Source organism: Novosphingobium sp. PP1Y (assembly GCF_000253255.1).
In the GTDB taxonomy this organism is placed as follows: Bacteria; Pseudomonadota; Alphaproteobacteria; order Sphingomonadales; family Sphingomonadaceae; genus Novosphingobium.
This window is the reverse complement of sequence record NC_015579.1, coordinates 73,103-90,617: the sequence shown is the minus strand read 5'-3', so window position 1 is coordinate 90,617 and position 17,515 is coordinate 73,103. Positions and strand designations below refer to the sequence as shown.

The following is a 17,515-nucleotide window of genomic DNA, read 5'->3' as shown; positions in this document are numbered from 1 at the left end:
GTTCCCGGAGTGTCGAAGACCGCAAGAGGCAGGCGTTTTTTGAATCTCTTTTTGCGGCTTGTTGGAAATCGACGTTCAATCGGTGCGTGTCACCGCATGAAGACCCGACTCGGCCCATAACGGCGAGGTCCCGACGCGACACTTCGGGAACGGCAAGGCGGATTCGTCTCTGGATCGGGGTGGGTTGCTCTCCATGATCGCCATGGTGCGCACCGCGGGCGCAAAGCGATGAGGCGGTCCGCAGGGGCCTTTGGGATGCAGTGGCCGGCCCATCGCAGCGGGCTTGGGATGGCCCGGCCCCTGCGTAGGGGCTCGAGAGAAGATGGGTTGATGGGAGGCGGCAGGCGCGCCGTACCGATCCGAAAGGGAGGGCGTCGCGGTGCTCCTGCAAGCAGCCCTCCCCTCTCCCCCCCGCGCTTTACCCGCGCAGGGTGTGCCGGTGCTTTTCGTGATGGCGCTTGACCCAACCGATGAAGGCGCGTTGCCAGTCGGCCGGGGTGCGCTCGGGTGAGGCAGAGACCCAGCGTTCGAATTCGGCGTGAAGGGCGTGGAGATCCCAGCCCGGGCAATTCTGGCGCAAGTAGTCGATCGTCTCGTCGGTCATGAAACCGCGCGTCGCGGCATCGGAAAGACCGGCGAGGGTCGAGCGGATCAGCTTGCGGGCATCGATGACGTCTGCCTGGGCTTCGGTGGCCTGAGCTGCGGGTGCAGCAGACTGCCTGCCCCCCTGCCCTCGCCTGTCTCCGGTCTTGGCGGGTGCGCTCTCGGCAGGCGCCTCTGCCGGAATCGTCCCGGCGTGTTTCCCCGGGGAAACATGGGGCTCTGCAGGATTGGCCGGCAGGTTCGTTTCGGCCCCGCCCTTCCCGTCGACGCGGCGCATGCGCAGCATCGGCTCGCCGTCCTTCGCCGTTTCGACGCAGAGGCTGTAACCGGGCAGTTCGTTCTTCTCGGCGAGCTTGAGCATCTCGAACTTGAAGCGCCGATATTGCCCTTCGGCGCCGGACTTCTCGAAGAGCACCGGCATGGAAATCGCGAAGCCGGCTTCGCCCGCGCCGCCGGCATGCTTGCGCGCGACGCGGTAGAGCCAGCGCTCGCGCCCGCCGGTAATGTCGAAATAGGCGCGGTCGATGGACAGCACCCCGCCCTTCATCATCACGCCTTCCCAGAACCAGTTCGACAGCTCCAGCGTCATCCCGCGCGATCGCTCGGTGCGCTCATCGACGAGCTGGGTCCAGCCATCGAGCCAGGAGAAAGTCGCCTCGCGGCGGTTCTCGGCGCGGATGTTCGTCTTGATCGTAGTCGAGACGAGACGGTCGAGTGCCTGGCCCAGCAGCTCATAGGCGCGCCCGGTGGTCGGCCGCCCGATCGCGCGCAGGAGATCGTAGGGCATGATATGCAGCTTGCGCGGCACGTCGTTTGCGCCGCGCCGTGCCATGTCGGCAAGCACGCTGGCGCAGTAGATCAGGATGTCGGCATCCCAGATCGTCGCCATGCCGTAATCCGGGTTGGCCGAGACATGGACCCAGAGCTTGCCGTCGGGGCTGGTGTAATCGATCGCCTTCACGCGCTTGGATTTGGCCAGGCTGAAGAAGGGCCGCTCCATCATCTCGCGCTGGTCGCGCAGGGGCAGGTCGGCGATGTAGGGCAGGAAGAGATCGAACTGCTCGGCAATGGCAGCTTTGCGTGCGCGGCTCATCCCGGATGTTTCCCCGGGGAAACGATTCCCTGACATCGCTCGAGACCGAGCGGGCAGGGGGACTTGAGGAGAACCGACCCCCTCCGCTGCAATGGCGCAGGAGGTCACCGCTGCAGCCCCCGGCCTTCGCTATCGAGCCGGTCGAGGGCATCGCGCACGGCGGCGAGGACTTCGTCGGCATCGGCACCGGACCCCGCGTGGAGGCGCAGGGTCACGCCCTGCCGGTTCGAGGTCTGGACGCTTACCAGCGGGCGGCCGTGAGAAGATGTGACGACAAGGGGCGCGGCCCTGGTCTGCTCGGCCTCCGGAGCGGCAAGCAGCGCCTTGAGCACATCGGCAGCGGGCAGGGCGGGGCGGCCCGATGCGCGCCGCACTTCCTGTTCCCTCGCCAGGCGCGCGGCCTCCTTGCGGATCGCCGGGGCCTTGTCCCTGTCGTCGAGCATCTGCGCCAGCGGGTAAGCCGGCTTCAACTGGACGTCGGCGGGAGAGGCGAAGGCTGCCAGGACCGCATCGGGAATGGCGGCGACCTTGAGCATCTTCGAAAGCCATCCCTTGGACAGCTTGAGACGCTCGGCCATGCGGGTCATGTGGTTGCCGTAGTGATCTTTCAGCGCTGCGGCATAATTGCGCGCGCGTTCCAGATCCGAGACGTCTTTGCGGGCGCGGTTCTCAAGATCGGCAAGGCGGAACGCGGCCTCGTCGTCAAGCTGCGCCACTTGCGCCACGAACTGCATGTCCGGGTAGGAATGGGCGCGCAGCCAGGAGATCGACCAATGCCGCCGGGTTCCCGCGATCACCTCGTAATCGTGCTCGGGGTCGCCATCGATGCGCCGCACCACGGCCGGCACTTTCTGCCCGCCTTCGGCGATGATGGAATCGATCAGTTCGCGGCAGGAGTCTTCCGAAAGGTGGCCATAGCTGCGGGCATTGCCTTCCCAGACGCGTACGCGCGCGGGATCGAGCAGCAATTGCGTAACCTGGCGCACTTCCCCGGTCGCCACGCGGGCCAGCGCGCTCTCGCGGCCGAGCAGGGTCGTTCCGCGCGCGCGTTCGGATCGCGGCGCTCGCTCAGTCGGAGCGGGGGAGGGCGCTGCCTCTTGCGACGTTTCGGCCGCCGGAGCGACCTCATCATCGTCAGAGAGCAGGGCGGCGAGATAGTCGGATTGCTTGCGGGCCATGGCTTACCTCGGGCGACGCGCGGAAAAAGGGCTTGGCAGGGAGGAGGTTTGGAACATATGGTGAACATTCCTTGTAGGAAAGTCCTTTTGTTCCATCACGGACAAAGGCTTAGCCATTGACCAACAGCTCCTCGTCGATGCGCTGCGAACGGCCCCAACCGGTCCGCACGAGCTGCTCGATCTGGCCGAGCGCCTCGTCCAGGTTGGCGCGGCAGCGCTTGTGCGTGCGCGGCGTGCCGATCGGCTTCTCCAGCTCGTAAACCGTCATCATGCGCAGCGCGGCATGGCTGATTTCAGCGCTTTCGAGGATCGGAACCGGAAGCAGGGCCGGGCCGAAAGCCTGCTCCATGATGGTGCGCACCATTTCGTGGCTGGGATCGCCCTGGTCGAACTTGGAGCAGATCAGCCGCACGAAGCTGTAATCGACGGCGATCCCCACACTGGTCAGCTGCTCGAGGACCTGGTCCATCATCGAGAGGAACTGCACCGTCGAGCAGAAGTCCGGCGTCGTTGCCGCCAGCGGCACCAGCAGCGCATTGGCCGCCTGCATCACGGCAAGGCTGATCGTGCCCAGGGCAGGGGGGGGATCGAGGATGACGACGTCATAGTCGCGCGCCAGGTCCATCAACCCCTGCTTGAGCTTGCGAAAACGCGCGGCCAGCACCGATTGCCCGTCCGCCCCGGCCGCGGCCAATTCGTACTCGACGTCGAACAGCTCGAGGTTGGAGGGGATGAGATCGACATTGGGCCAGGGCGTGTGCTTGACCGCATAGAGCAGGTCGGCCTGGGTCGGGTCGATCGAGAGGTAGGGGTAGAGCGTTTCCTCGCGGGTGATGTTGAAATGCGGGTTGAAACCGAACAGCGTCGTCGTGGTCGCCTGGCTGTCGCAGTCGACGACGAGGACGCGGTAACCCTGCACCGCGAAATAGTGGGCGAGGTGGGTGGTGACAGTCGACTTGCCGACGCCGCCCTTGAAATTCTGCACCGCGATCATGGCCGGAACGTCGAGCGGCGCGCGGGCAGGGGAGGCGCCCAGCACCTCGCGCATGTGCAGCATTTCCTCGACCGTATAGCCGACCCGGCGCCCGTTCTCGCTGGCCGGAGGAGGGGGCAGGCGCCCGTCGTCCTCGGCCATGCGGATGCGATTGGTCGAACAGCCGAGCAACTGCGCCGCCTCGGCAATGCCGAAACGCACGTTGAGCCCCTTGCGGCTTTCAGGCAGAAACGCCTTGCGCCGGAGACGCTCGATCATCTTCTCACCAGCTTGAGCAAGATCGCCGATCTGGGAACCGATTGAACTCACATGGCCTCCGCAGGGAAATTTTGAATGTTGCGGGCGGCAAATTGCACCGAATGAGTTCAATTCGCAACTTCTATCTGGAAGCTCCTGCAATTGGGCGTTTGGTCGCGATATAGACGGAGCTTTGCGTTGAGCGAAGTAAGTCCGGCGCGCCGATATCTATCTCTCGAATGCACGAACCGTCAGGGAGCGAACTCGGTTCCATTCCAGCGCCAGTTCACCTTTGCGGCCAGAGCACTTCCGAGAATTTCGGTTTGGCTGTGAAGCAGGCGCAATTCCTCTCCAAGCGTCACTCCCGGTTCGAGGCCAGCCAGATTGCGCCATTTTGCCCACTCGGTCGGTATTGCCTTCTCGGGGTCGGTAATTGCCGGTCCACCAGGTTCGAAACCGGTATCGGAGAGCAATTCCTCCAGAATGACGAACCGGCCTGCAGTGACCGTGACGGAGGCGATGCCAGTAGGGCCGGTCTGCAGGGCTTCGTAATCTGTTGCGGCAACTTCGATCGAACCTGTACCGTCACTGCGTGCAGCCAATTTATACGGGGCGCTTGAACCGCTTTGGCGAACGAGGGCGAGTGGGTCTGTCCCCGGATCGGTCAGGGCAAGAGCTCCAGCCAATCGCAATGTACGACCGACATAATCCAGCGGATCGATGATTGTCGTCAGCGGACTTTCTGCAGGCGGCAGCGCATAAGGTCCGGCCAGCATCGCCAATGTCGCTCCGCGCTCGTGCAGCCTAGCCATCGCCGCCTTTATGAGGCCCGCAAAGTCGCTGCGGATCAGCACGGTGACGGGCAGGCTGGCCTGGAAAGGTCCTGTCGGACGATCGTTGATTACCGGCGTAAAGCTGAGGAACGTAGCGATGCCGGCATCGCTTAACGGAGGATTGGGACCAGCTACCCCAAGGATCCCGGCAAGGACCTGCGAGCGCATGTCCAGTTCGTTCAGGTTAGTCAGCAGGTTCAGGTAGCCGCCAATCTCCGTGATGTTGCGAGGCGGCGGTACACGGGAAGGAATGACATCGCCCTGCAGCGCGATGCGGCGCAGAATGATGTTCTGCGCTTCCAGCGCTTCCGGAGATGTCGCGTTCTTGAGCAGGTCGATCAGCGTATCGCCTGCAATGGATGCGAATGCCGCGGTTCCTGTCGTTTCGTCGGCCGCATCACCGCCAGGGTCGCCGCTACCGCTGCTCGACGGAGTTGGCGTCGGTGTCGGCGTTGGCGTTGGCTCGGGCTCGGCATTGCTGGCAGGTCCGGAAGACGGGCCTTCTCCGGCCGATCCCACGGGACCTGCTCCGACGCCGGCTTCCGTCAGGTCGTTCGCCGAAATCGGATCTCCGGGCACGGCGTCCGGCATCATGGGCGGAAGAGCGGGCATATTCTCGCTTGTGGCAGTTGATGTGTTAGCCATGACAGTGTTCCCTTCAAGACGTGCGCCGCGCTGTCATTGCGGTCCGGGGACAGGGGCAGGTGCGGGGTCAGCTCCGCCGCCACCTGCGTTGCCACCCTGGTTTCCGCCTCCCTGCTGTCCTCCGCTTCCACCGGCCTGGCCGTTTGCCGGACTTGGCGATGGCGTGTCCGACTTACCCTCGGTGGATCCGCTCGGGGCTTTGCCGTCGCCCGCCGCTGGCTTCTTTGCGCCTGACTGCTGGCCGCCATTCAGCGCTGCGGCAGCATCCGAACCGGCGGTTGGATTGCCTCCGTAGATTCCGCCAACGATGTTCCCGGCCGTGGCAATGACCTGGGCCTGCAATTCCTTGCTCGTCTTGAGCGCATCTGCCCGGGCATCGTTGGAAACATTCTGGGCATTGGTGATCAGACCGGCAAGTTGTCCGGCATTGGTCAAGGCGCTGTCGAAATCCTTCTGCGCAGCGGCGTTCGCACCAAGCGACTGGAGCAGAGCCGTATCCGGCGTTGGGGCGGTAAGGACGTTGTTGATGAGCGAGGGCAGGTTGGTAAGCGAATTGGGCGCAACTGCTCCCGCCGTGAGGGCTGCCGAGCCGGTGGGCAATTCGACCGGAGAGATTGTCGGGGCTGTGTCCGAAGGCGAATCCTGCCAGTTCCAGAACCGGGTTATATCGATCTTCTCAGCCGACGAGCAGCGGCCCAGGACAGCTTCGCCAAGTACGCCCTTGGTCGGCAATGCAATAGTCGAGTGCGGCGGCTTGAACGTTGCCTGTTGATAGGCGAGCAGGGATTCCTGAATTTCGGCCGGATCGAGCGGCTGCCCGTCACTGCCCGCATGGGCAAGGACTTGGGGGATGAAGAAGGGCATGATCATCGAATTGCCGAAGAAGCCCAGCACCCTGTTCTCGACGCAATTAAGCAAGGGAACCATCTGGCTTGGGTCCTGGATTCCGCCGACCGGAACTCCGATTGTGTAGCCTTCGAGCAAGACTGCCCGCTCTTCCGCGGTCAGCGAAGACCAGACCGCGCGTGAGTAGCGCATGGTGTTGCGCACGACATGCTGGGTCATTTCCTCGATCTCGAGGATTTCCTTGAACCGCAGGACGGGCGCCAATTGCAGCGCCGGAACAGGGTAGGGCGCATTGGGCAGTTCGACCCCGCCCATGCTGTTCTGGGCGTAGTTCTCTCCCGGGCCGACTTCATTGCCGTTCTGGTCCAGTTCCACGACATGGGCACGGAAACTGCTTACATTCGGACCACCGACTTCCCTTTCAAGAGCGGCTGCATCGAGCGTAATCGTCTGGCGCGCCGTACGGGCCGATCCCTGGCTGAAAGCTGACTCAATCGCCTGTTCGATCCAACTGGCCTGCCCGCCGAAGAGGGCCTGCAGGGCATTGAGCTCCTGCTGTTCTTTGGAAATGAGCGTGTAGCTTGCCGAGCGGAAACGTCGCGTGATCTCGAAGCCGATGATTGTGCTGCGGTTCATCGATGGAGGCAGCGCCAGCGCACCTGTGAAGACATGGGCAGAATGTTGGCGCTGAATCTTGAGCCAGGACACGAATTCTTCGCGCGAAGCGAATCTATCAGCAGGAGGCGTGGGTGCCGTATTGTTGAGCTGGACGGGACCGACGCGGGTGCCGCGGTTGGTGACGGCATAAATGGATATAAGGTCCGCTTCGAGGAAGCTGCCCTGGATCGTGAACTTGATGACGTCCGAGGCGACCCCGCCCGCAGCTTCTACTTCCGCAGTCGGATCTGCAGCGAACTGCGTTAGCAGCTTCATGCCCTGATGATACTTGCGCGGGAGCCAACGTTCCAGGACGTCAGCGTGCTTGCAGATCGACTTGTAGCGCAGCAGGACTTCGGCACGCGTGTCGAGCTGGAAGGGGCTCGTGATCGTGAGCGGAACGTTCGGCGGCAGGAATCGCACGACCTGAAGCGGTATCAGCACAGTCATTGTGAGGCCGTCGATGGCCGTGGTCACATCGTAAAGGCGCAGGACTTCCCAATATTGCATGGTCAGGGCGCGCGTATGGTTGTGGTTGGTGATCGTCTTGGTCGTCACCGACTGGCGTTCGCTGGCAGACGCAATTCGCATGCCTGTGCGGGATGCAGACCGGCGCGCTGCCGCGGACGACTGGGCGCTGGAATGGGTGGCCTGGGCAGCATTCTGAGTAGTGTTGCGTTGGCCGGATAGGGAACTGCTGGTCGTTCCGCTCGACGAACTGCTCCCGGAGCCGCCACTGATAAGCCCGAAGAAGCTGCCTCCGACACTCGATGTGTCGCTGTCGGTTCGGAAGGAACTGCGGCCATTGATGACCTCGTTGAATGCCGAGGCGAAGGTCGCTGTCGTCGAGGTGTCTGCGGTTGCGCTTTGCAGAAGCGCCTGCGATTCATCGAAGAATTCGCTTTCGAAGACAGCTGATGTGTCCCGCCGTTCGAAGATGGCGACCTGCTGCTGCTCGCCAGGGGCAAGCGGGAGGGAATAGACCAGATCTCCAAGCGCAAGTCCTTGAAAGGTCCACCGCTGCGACATGTGCAGGACATAGCCAAGGCCCAGAGTGCCGGCCATGGGCACAGTCTCGTCAGTTGAGATGAGTCCGTTGGGCTTCACTCCCACGAGCCTGTCGCGGAAACCGTCAATGCTGAGCGGTTGCTCTACCGGGACCCGATCGACGTAACTGACCTGTTCGGTACTTGTCGCCCCTGTCACATAATAGGGAAGGTAGCCGAACTTGCGATCGCCGAGGGAAAAGCGCCGAACCGCGCTGGAAACGCTGGCACGTGGTTCGACGAGGCGGAAGAAGACGCCATAGGGGAACTTGTCGATCGACTTGTTCGCGCCGAATTGCAGCAGGCATTCATCGCAGTCCCCCATCGCCAGTACCGGAAGCACCGGGGTATTGTCTGGCGGTGGTTCGGCGGCATCGGTCGGCGGCGGTGGTGCCAACGATTGCAGCGAGGCCAAGATGCTGACTGGAAGCGGAGGCAGAAACTGGTCGAGCGCGATCGTTCCTGCAAGGCCGTTGGAAGCAATCTGCTTGAAGGGGATGCTGGTGCGAACGGCGCTGTTGGCACCATGCAAAACGAGCTCGAGGGAGCCGTTGTCGGCAAGTGGAAGCGCACTGGGCAAGGGCATGGTGAAGGCGCCATCCTCGCCCGTCATCACGGTGACGGGCTGTCCCCGGCGCCCGACGCTGGCAGGATCGAATTCCACCTGAATGCGGTTGGCCGGACTGCCGTCGGGCTGGATCACCGTCGCGAGCAATTGGGGCGGTGCCATGCGGATCTTGAGTTCGGTCCTGAGTATGTCGAGGCTCTGCCTGACTTCGCCCATTCCCTTGAACAGGTGCGTGATGTTGGATTCACGGATTTCGAGGAAAAGCTTTTCTTGCTTCTCGTCGAGAGCGCCAAGCGTATCTGCAGTGAGCGGGATGCGCTGGCGGGCGACCAACTCCTTGTCGATTTCTGTAGCGACTATGTTTTCACTCGGTGCCGTACCGCTGACGGGTTGCCGTGCCATGATGATTGCCTCCCAATTTCAGCAATTTCCGCCACCCGGGCCGCCGTAGAACAGCGTGATGTTCCAGGGCGCGGTATAGCTTCCGATAAACTGGTCGTAGCAGCCGGGCGAAGGCGATTGGCCGGTGAGGCTTGCCCACTGCGCACCGCCGGACTTGGGCATAACGAAGACAGCCCTTTGCCAGGCCGCGTGCGGATAGATTGCTCCCGAGAATGCTCCCGAGCCCATTTCCGGCCAAGGACCGGCCGCGCCGCATACCGTCTCTCCGCCGAACAGCGCCTTGGTGGCATTGCTTGCCATGGCCCCGCCGTTGAACAGGCTGGCAGGATAGTAGCCCACTGCATGCTGGGCACTGAGTCCGCCCAGATACAGCCACCAGTTGCCGCCGTTCAGGTAGAACGCGATCTCGATCTCGTATTGCTGGCCGCCACCGCTGCCTACGGGCGAAAGTGTGCCGCCGATCGTCCAGTCGGAATTGGTTTGTACGAAACCAGCCTTGTCCAGATTGTAAGCGCCGCTGGGCCCATAGTTGTCCGCGGTCCAGTAGATGAAGAGCACGGGCTGGCTGTGTCCGTACTTGGCCGGATAGACCTGCCACCCGACCTCGACGGTTTGGTGGGCTGCGCCGGCCCCTGCCGAGTACCAATGCTGACACAAGGAGAAGATCTGATCGCCTGTCACTGACGGGGCGCGGACATTCAGGAATGAATGACCGCCCAGGTTGTCCAGCGTCTGGTGAGCATAGGCGTAGCGATGGTTCAGCGAACTGTTCGCAGCCGGCGCACTTGGCGGAGACAGGGGCTTGGCGCCGGTTTTGCTGAAGAACTCTGCCAGGGTTTCGAACCGTGCCATCTCTTCCAGGGTCACTCGACGCACCGGCACGAAGCCTGCAGGACATTTCATTGGATTGCCGAAACGATCGAGGTCCGGTTCCGAAGCTTCGACAGGCGATACAGGTTCGTCTTCTGCAAGGCCTATCGCTTCTGCAAGCGATGGGGGCGTGGCAGGCGTTCCGCCGCCTTCCCGCAAGGAAGGTTGTTCATTGATCGGAATGCAATCGAATACCTGTCCGCCGGCATCGACGAAACTCGTGACCGCGTCCGTATCTGCGTAGAGCTCGTCGAGATGGGATTTCATCGCCTCGAGTTCATGTTCACTGCGCACACGAACGCGTGGATCCTTGCGTAGCGAACTGAAGCGGGCTTCCTTGATGGCTTGCGAGTAGTCGCGTCTAGGGAGGATACCCTTGGGTCCTGATTGCGAACTGGCCATAACACATCCCCGCCCGATTTGTGCAGTTTCAGCCACGCAGGACTGGCTCGCAAAAAATGCGAGTTCATGATCCTATCAAGTGGCTACTGGTATCTCGAAAGCTAATGCGAGTTGAAGTACTGGCTAAGGTTGCCAGACTCTTGCATTGAATGTTCTGATGAGACGACTCTTTTATTATTTTCTGCTCGTCGTTTCAATTGAGTAATTATAATGGTTTAATGAAGTTAACCATTCATAAGCCTGAATGAGTGGTATATCCACCTATCAGCGTTTGCGTGTGCGCCGACGACCCGTTCTCTGCCTGCGGCGAAGTGACTATTGTGAAGCAGCGGACGGGATCGACGCATAGAATGCGCGGCCGATGTTGTCCGGTACCTGCGCTCTTCCTGCGCGAGTAACCGGTCTATCTCCTCAAGCAGACCGTGGCATGCACGGCGGCGATGTTATGCGTGACGCTCGCACATCGTTGTGGAGCGGCGTGCAAAATTGCCCCCCTTAGCGGGGTGATCGGCGTCTAAAATTGACCCCCTTCATCTCATTGTGAGAAGCGCCGCCGTTTGGGTTCCGAACGGCGGGTACAGGGATGTTGGTTGTGGAGACGATTACGAGGATCCGTCGGGAGCACCGGGACGGGAAGCCTATCAAGGCGATAGCGCGGGATTTGCGGTTGTCGCGCAACACGGTGCGCAAGGCGATCCGGGCGCCGGACGCGGATGCCAGTTACGAGCGCAAGGAACAGTATCGGCCGCAGGCCGGCCCTTTCAGCACTCGCCTGGAAGAACTGCTTGAAGAGAACGAAGGGCTGCCCCGACGTGACCGGCTTCGCATGACGCGGATCCATGATCTGCTTCAGCGGGAAGGGTTTGGCGGCTCTTATGACGCTGTGCGGCGCTATGCTGCGCGCTGGAAGCGAGAGCGTCGCGTCGAGGTCGGCGATATGGCCAAGGCGTTCATCCCGTTGATGTACCGGCCCGGCGAGGCTTACCAGTTCGACTGGAGCCATGAGGACGTCGAGATCGCCGGCAAGCCGATGCGCGTGAAGGTCGCGCATATGCGGTTTTGCTGGTCACGGGCACCATTTGTCCGTGCCTATCCTCGCGAGACGCAGGAGATGGTGTTCGACGCCCATGCCCGCGCCTTTGCGTTCTTCGGCGGGGTTCCGACGCGCGGCATCTACGACAACATGAAGACGGCAGTGACGACGGTGTTCACCGGCAAGGAGCGCCTGTTCAACCGGCGGTTCCTGATCATGACGGACCACTATCGCGTTGAGCCGGTGGCCTGTAGTCCTGCTGCAGGATGGGAGAAGGGTCAGGTCGAGAACCAGGTTCAGACCAGCAGGGAGCGCCTGTTCAAGCCGCGCCTGCGCTTTGCCAGCCTCGAGGAGCTGAACATCTGGCTGGAGGCCGAGTGCCGTCGCTGGGCGGAACGCAACCAGCACCCTGACCAGGAGGATATGACGATAACGCAGGCGCTGGAGGCGGAGCAGCCGATGCTGCAACCGCTACCGGTTCCCTTCGACGGGTTCTTCGAGAGCGAACACGTCGCCAGTTCGACGTGCCTCGTGAGCTTCGATCGCAATCGATACTCGGTGATGGCAAAGGCGGCCCATCAGGCTGTGCAGGTGCGTGCTTACGCAACGCGCGTCGTGATCCGCTGCGACGGCGCTGTCGTGGCTGAACACGAACGGGTCTTCGGCCGGAACCAGACGATCTTCGATCCATGGCACTACCTGCCCATCCTCGCCCGCAAGCCCGGTGCGTTGCGCAATGGTGCTCCCTTCCAGGACTGGGCTCTCCCACCTGCACTGGCCCAACTGCGGCGTAAGCTGGGCAAGGGCGACGATGCCGACCGGCGCTTTGTACGCGTCCTCGCCGCTGTCCCCGAAGATGGCCTGGAGGCTGTCGAGGCCGCAGTGCGCGAGGCACTCAGCGCCGGTACTATCAGCGACGAGATCATCCTCAACATCCTGTCCCGTCGCCGCGAGCCTCATGATGCCCAGGCTATGGACGTCGTCGTCAACCTGAAGCTCAAGCATCCGCCAGAGGCGAACTGCGGCCGCTACGATACCGTGCGAGACCTCGATGCAGCGGCATGAGATCATGGCCGCCCTCAAGGGGCTGGGGCTCAAGGGCATGGTGGCGGCCTTCGATGATGCTGTCACCAACGGCATCCGCCGAGACAGAACGGTCATGGAGATGTTGGGCGACCTGTTGCGTGCGGAGACGGCGCACCGGGATGCGGCATCGATCCGTTATCGCATGACCGCAGCCAAGCTTCCGGCGATCAAGGACCTGGATGGGTTCATGTTCGATGGCACGCCGATCAACGAAGGACTGATCCGCTCGCTTCATACGGGCTCGTTCCTGCCGGAACGGCGCAATATCGTGCTGATCGGCGGAACAGGCACGGGCAAGACCCATCTGGCTCTCGCCATCACCGCCGCGGTGGTGCGCGCCGGTGCCAGAGGCCGATACTTCAATACGGTCGATCTGGTGAACCGGCTTGAGGAAGAGGCTCGCCTGGGCAAGGCCGGCAGCCTTGCCACCCAACTCTCGCGGCTTGATCTCGTGGTGCTTGACGAGCTCGGCTACCTGCCGTTCGCCCGGTCCGGTGGCCAGATGCTCTTCCACCTGATCAGCAAGCTCTACGAAAAGACCTCGGTCATCATCACGACCAATCTCGCCTTCGGCGAATGGCCGAGCGTCTTCCACGACCCCAAGATGACCACCGCGCTTCTCGATCGCATCACGCACCACTGCGACATCATCGAGACGGGCAATGACAGCTGGCGGTTCAAAAACCGGAACTGAGCCGAAAACCCCTTCCCCCGGACCCCCATCCCCGGCGGTTAACCCGGTGGGTCAACAGGGACCTCCCACGGACGACGCCGCCAGCACACCTGACGGTGCGCGTCGTCGTCCGTGGGCCCCTCCTATCGACTACCGGGATAACCGCCTGACTACCGAAAGGTGGGGTCAATATTGGGCGCCGATAGGGGGTCAGTTTTGCGCGCCGGTTGACACACATCGTGGAGCGCTTGGAGAAATGCAGGGCACCAGAGCAGTTTCCAACGCGCTCGGCCGTGATCGGGGCTTTACGAGCAGGGGGGCAAGGGATGAGCCGTCAGATTGTCTATGGTTCCAAGGGACGCCAACGAGAACTCTGGGACAATTGCCTCAGACATCCTGCCACGCGAGCGCTCGAGCAGCGTGGTGCGCGACATCCAGCTCGAGGACGAGGCGCCGTTGGTCCCGCTCGTCCTCGAGCGCCAACACGTTGATACTCAGCTGTGGCTCAAGGAAGTGTGCGTCGGCGACCCACGGCGGCATCGACCATGAAGCGCCAGGCATTGGCGGCGTCATTGCGATAAGCGTCGTCAGTTTCCCCTTTGTGGACTGCACGGATTACCTCCGAGCCCGCGTCCTTCATTTCTTCATCGGCCTCGCGCAGCGCATGAAGAACGGCACGAACCGCTTCATAGTGCCGATCACGCTCTGCGGCACTCAGTTCATCCCAACGATTGGTTCCAGTCTCGTGCTCTGCCAAAGCGCGAGCTGCGCGATCGATGAGCGTCATACTGAATTCTCCTGCAAGGCATTGTCCCGACTAGGACAGGACCTTGCCTGCCGCAAGCTACCTCCAGTTGCGCGCGGGCCCGATAGACACCAGGCGACGCTCAGCGTTGAGAAGATGCTCCTCAACGACTGTCATTTCCTCGACCTATGCTCACGAAATGTTGCGGGATGAAGCTCTTGCGCGCCCTTTTATGCGTTATTTTCAGATGACTTTTTCGAGCACACTGATCAAGTTGGACCAAGATCCCATTCATCAACCTCGAAAGCCCATCGACCTTGCTGTTGTGAAAAACTCCGATAAAGGCGCTCGCCCTGTTCCTCTGGCCTCCAGATTGCGGCAGAACGTGCCCGGTGTTGCGGCCTCATGAATAATGCAGGCTAATGAGCAACGGAAAAATTATCAGACGAAACTTCTGAGAGCTCATTATAATTCAAGTAAGTTGGGAACATATAAATATTATCATCAGATCTTGTCACTTCGCTTGAGAACGAATGATGCAGGACTTCCGGATAGATGTTTAAAGGCGATTTGAGGGATGGCGTGACTACACCATCGCTATGGCGGATAGCCAAGATTATACTTGTCTTCTCTTTCCGGACATCGGGGGTGTCTGTGAGATAATTCTCAGATGGCAACTGGCGGAGGGGAAATTCAGTTTCATCTGCAGCATATTTAGCTGGGTATGGACCTTCGTCGGCCTGCAAGATGATTGTGGCGGGCCGTACTCCCGAGAGAATTGAATCAATCAACTTGATCAATTGATCGTTCGAATATTTGACCTGATCCACATAACTTTCACGTCTTCCGAGGCGTCTGGCGTCTTTGATAGACTTGCAGGTGCCGTCTGGATTGAGAACGTAGGGCGGATGAGGCAGTAAGAAGTGTGCGAAGATGAACTTTTTTTCCGAACTCTGTGAGAGCTCTGTCAGTTGTTCGAATTTGTACTTCTCACGTTCGCATTGGTCATTACGGCCATCGGTGTAAGGCAAATGCATCATCTTACCCAGAACGCCAGGGACCGATTGCTCAAGCAGAGTTCGAGGGAGTTCTCGCAGTTGTCTGAATTCGATGAGATTGTCAGCGAGCGAGTTGCTGCCCGTCACATCGGCCCATCCACCAGCGAAAGTGAACTGGTAGCCGTGCGCCTTGAAAAAGTTGAAAGCCGCGCTGTGATCGATTGCCCTGAACAGAGGGACGTAATCGACAGGAGAGCCTAGTTTTTCCGTGTACGGGCGAAGGTGCGAGGCGTTTAGCGTTGAGGCCAAGGACAGCGGCGTAATCTGGTAGTTTGAATGAGCGTGATCGGCGACCGAGAATCCACGTTGGCGCAAGGCGTTTACAAAGTCTCTGTTATCGAAGCCGAAATTCTCAGCCAAAGTTTCCTGACCCGCGTAGCGATCCATAACGATATGCCAGACATCAGGGCTATTTGGGCCGACACTACCAGAGAAGTGTTCAAATGAGTCTTGGGGATCGGGTCTGCCGGCTTCTGCCTTGACTTGCTGCGTCGCAAGGCCGCCTGCAACTACGGCAACGCTTAATCCGCAAATAAGCGTTGCGAGACCGTTTGCCTTCAAAAGTCGAGCATCTTCACTTGGGAGTTGCCGGACCATGTCCCAAGCGAGCAGGAGGCCAAGCACGATCCCGCCTAGCGAAAACCATTCATTCGTGCTGATCAGCCCCAAGACAGGGGGAAGGTATAGTAGGACTGCGAGCCAGACTCCCGCAGCGAGCGAAGCCTTGGGCCAATTCTTGATCCAGTATCTCACCGCCAGGAGCACAATTGCTGAAGTCGCGAAGAGAAAGGCGACTGTAGGCAAGGCCATGTCATAAGATACGCGCGTGATATTTCTGATCCAAACCAGCAGGAAGGCTGGCATCGGTACAAGAAACGGAAATAGAGGTAGGGCTGACAACTTCCTTAGTGGGGATTCCATGCCTCAATACCTGTCGTAACGAACCAGGGTTCGTTTGGTGCCCTCGATTGGCTGGGAGTCCACGATCCGCGCTCGCGCTCGCAGGTGGTGCATGAACGCATCCAAGGAGTAGTCCGGATAATTGTGGGAGCGAGTGGCGAGGAGGGTGCTAACCATCGCGTCGCCCTTGTCTGGAAACTCGATGACGCCAGTCGGAGCCAGGGAAATGAGCCAGTTCACCGCCATTTCCAACGGAATATTCCGCGCTATCGCCAGATGATGAATGAAAGCCAGGGCCAGAAGAAAATCCGGGGCCGCGCGTTGACTGAAGCTCATTCTCTCCTGTTCGGCCCAGCCTTGGGAAGGGGTGGGATTGGTCGCGTCGAGCCACAGAGGCAGGAAAGGCGCATCGTTTTTTGCAAAGCGCGCGAAAGCTTGCTCCAGGGCGCCAAAATCGAAGTCGAAGCCGATCACGTTTTGAGCGCCGTTGACCAATGCCGTCTGCGAATAATCGCCGCTGTTGCAACCAAGGTCGAACAGCAATTCCGGCCGCACCTGCGCCACGTGTCCAGCCACGAATGAATGCTTGGCCGCCCGACTGTCGTCATCGTAGCTATTGTTTGTATCGTAGCCTCGCCATACCGTTTGCATGCCTAGCGGGGATAGGCCGGAGATATAGTCGCGAAGGCCGATCAGAATCGCTTCAAAGCGTTTTCTTGTTAGCGTTCCTCTGGGTTTTGCGTGCTCCTTGCGTTCTTGCGCAAGTGCCTGACGCTGGACCTTGCTTGGCCCGATGATGTGAGCAAGGACGGTGAAGGAAAGACGGTCCCTGAAAGACAACAATGGCAGAAGGTCTTCGGGAGGTATCCCTTCGAGACTTCCTCTGAACCACGGGTTTGGAGCCACGCCTTTCTTCGCCCAGAGGATCAGGGGCGCGAGAAATTGCATCACGAACTGACGCTGCCCGATCCATGCTTCTCCATCTTGGTATGGAATGATGGAGAGGTGATCGATGAAGACAGGCTTCGTGCCCCGGAATTGCACATTGTAAGCCGTTGCGTCAGACAGCGTGAAGCCATCTCCCAGAAGCTCGAGGTGCAGATCGAGATGCAGGAGAGCTGCCGCCTTTAGCCCTGAGAAGCTCCATTCGTAGGGATACGAAACGAAGTTCAAGCGCGGATGTTCAAGGAGATAGCTAGCCGTTCGATCCATCGCAGGCAGAGATGACAGGTCAAGCTGGCGATAAGGAAGCAGGAGGGACCGTTCGACAGCGCGCTCCATAATGCCTGCGTCCATCGCTGCTTCAAATGCCTTGCGGCCAGGTTCGAAGACTGCGCGAAGAATGCGTTCTCCGTCGGCGAGTACCCTGCCTGCCGGATCGCGGTAGGACCCCGGATCGTAAAGCATCAATCGTCCTTGCCCGGCGTCTCTACATCCGATTTTTTATTGCCTTTGAACAACGCCTTGATGCGGCGAATGTAGCTCTTGCCCGTAACGATATAGGCCGCGCCGATCCCAACGAGAGCTTGCAAGGCAAGGCTGGCGCTCGCGGCGTCCAGATAGGCATGCGCAGCGCTCATCGGTATGGCGAAAGTCACGCCAAGAATAAGAGCAAATCTCTCTGCAGGTCCCATTTAGCCCTCCAA

At 60.5% G+C, this 17,515-nt stretch carries 12 protein-coding genes; 2 read left to right on the top strand and 10 right to left on the bottom strand.

Annotated features, from left to right (window positions below):
• Positions 1-418: 418 nt before the first annotated feature.
• From PP1Y_RS00655 to PP1Y_RS00630, 6 genes are all read right to left on the bottom strand, one after another.
• Positions 419-1,696: a replication initiator protein A gene (locus PP1Y_RS00655; protein WP_013831355.1), complete on the bottom strand. Its 1,278-nt coding sequence runs from the start codon at positions 1,694-1,696 to the stop codon at positions 419-421.
• Between the two features lie 104 nt (positions 1,697-1,800).
• Positions 1,801-2,874: a ParB/RepB/Spo0J family partition protein gene (locus tag PP1Y_RS00650; protein WP_013831354.1), complete on the bottom strand. Its 1,074-nt coding sequence runs from the start codon at positions 2,872-2,874 to the stop codon at positions 1,801-1,803.
• A gap of 109 nt (positions 2,875-2,983) precedes the next feature.
• Positions 2,984-4,126, bottom strand: a complete 1,143-nt coding sequence (locus PP1Y_RS00645; protein ID WP_083835144.1) for an AAA family ATPase — start codon at positions 4,124-4,126, stop codon at positions 2,984-2,986.
• 230 nt (positions 4,127-4,356) lie between these two features.
• Entirely contained in the window at positions 4,357-5,583 is a 1,227-nt protein-coding gene (locus PP1Y_RS24520; protein ID WP_013831352.1) for a hypothetical protein, read from the bottom strand.
• Positions 5,584-5,616: 33 nt separating this feature from the next.
• Positions 5,617-9,102 carry a hypothetical protein gene (locus PP1Y_RS00635; protein WP_041558018.1) on the bottom strand — a complete coding sequence of 1,162 codons (3,486 nt, stop codon included), beginning with the start codon at positions 9,100-9,102 and terminating at the stop codon, positions 5,617-5,619.
• A gap of 18 nt (positions 9,103-9,120) precedes the next feature.
• Positions 9,121-10,374: a neprosin family prolyl endopeptidase gene (locus PP1Y_RS00630; protein ID WP_041558016.1), complete on the bottom strand. Its 1,254-nt coding sequence runs from the start codon at positions 10,372-10,374 to the stop codon at positions 9,121-9,123.
• Between the two features lie 583 nt (positions 10,375-10,957).
• On the opposite strand from PP1Y_RS00630, the gene istA reads away from it, so the two are divergent.
• Positions 10,958-12,472 carry an IS21 family transposase gene (istA, locus tag PP1Y_RS00625; RefSeq protein WP_013831349.1) on the top strand — a complete coding sequence of 505 codons (1,515 nt, stop codon included), beginning with the start codon at positions 10,958-10,960 and terminating at the stop codon, positions 12,470-12,472.
• Entirely contained in the window at positions 12,459-13,187 is a 729-nt protein-coding gene (istB, locus tag PP1Y_RS00620; protein ID WP_013831348.1) for an IS21-like element ISSsp4 family helper ATPase IstB, read from the top strand. The genes istA and istB overlap by 14 nt, the downstream gene beginning before the upstream one ends.
• 484 nt (positions 13,188-13,671) lie before the next feature.
• On the opposite strand, the gene PP1Y_RS00615 is transcribed toward istB, so the two are convergent.
• The 4 genes from PP1Y_RS00615 to PP1Y_RS24980 all read right to left on the bottom strand — a co-directional run bounded on the left by PP1Y_RS00615 (position 13,672) and on the right by PP1Y_RS24980 (position 17,503).
• Entirely contained in the window at positions 13,672-13,953 is a 282-nt protein-coding gene (locus PP1Y_RS00615) for a hypothetical protein (protein WP_013831347.1), read from the bottom strand.
• Between the two features lie 377 nt (positions 13,954-14,330).
• Complete coding sequence (locus PP1Y_RS00610; protein ID WP_013831345.1) at positions 14,331-15,890, bottom strand: sulfatase-like hydrolase/transferase; 1,560 nt, start codon at positions 15,888-15,890, stop codon at positions 14,331-14,333.
• 3 nt (positions 15,891-15,893) lie between these two features.
• A complete protein-coding gene (locus tag PP1Y_RS00605) occupies positions 15,894-17,276 on the bottom strand; it encodes a hypothetical protein (RefSeq protein WP_013831344.1) in 1,383 nt (460 codons plus the stop codon).
• Complete coding sequence (locus PP1Y_RS24980; RefSeq protein ID WP_013831343.1) at positions 17,276-17,503, bottom strand: hypothetical protein; 228 nt, start codon at positions 17,501-17,503, stop codon at positions 17,276-17,278. Before PP1Y_RS24980 ends, PP1Y_RS00605 begins: the two co-directional genes overlap by 1 nt.
• Positions 17,504-17,515 lie beyond the last annotated feature (12 nt).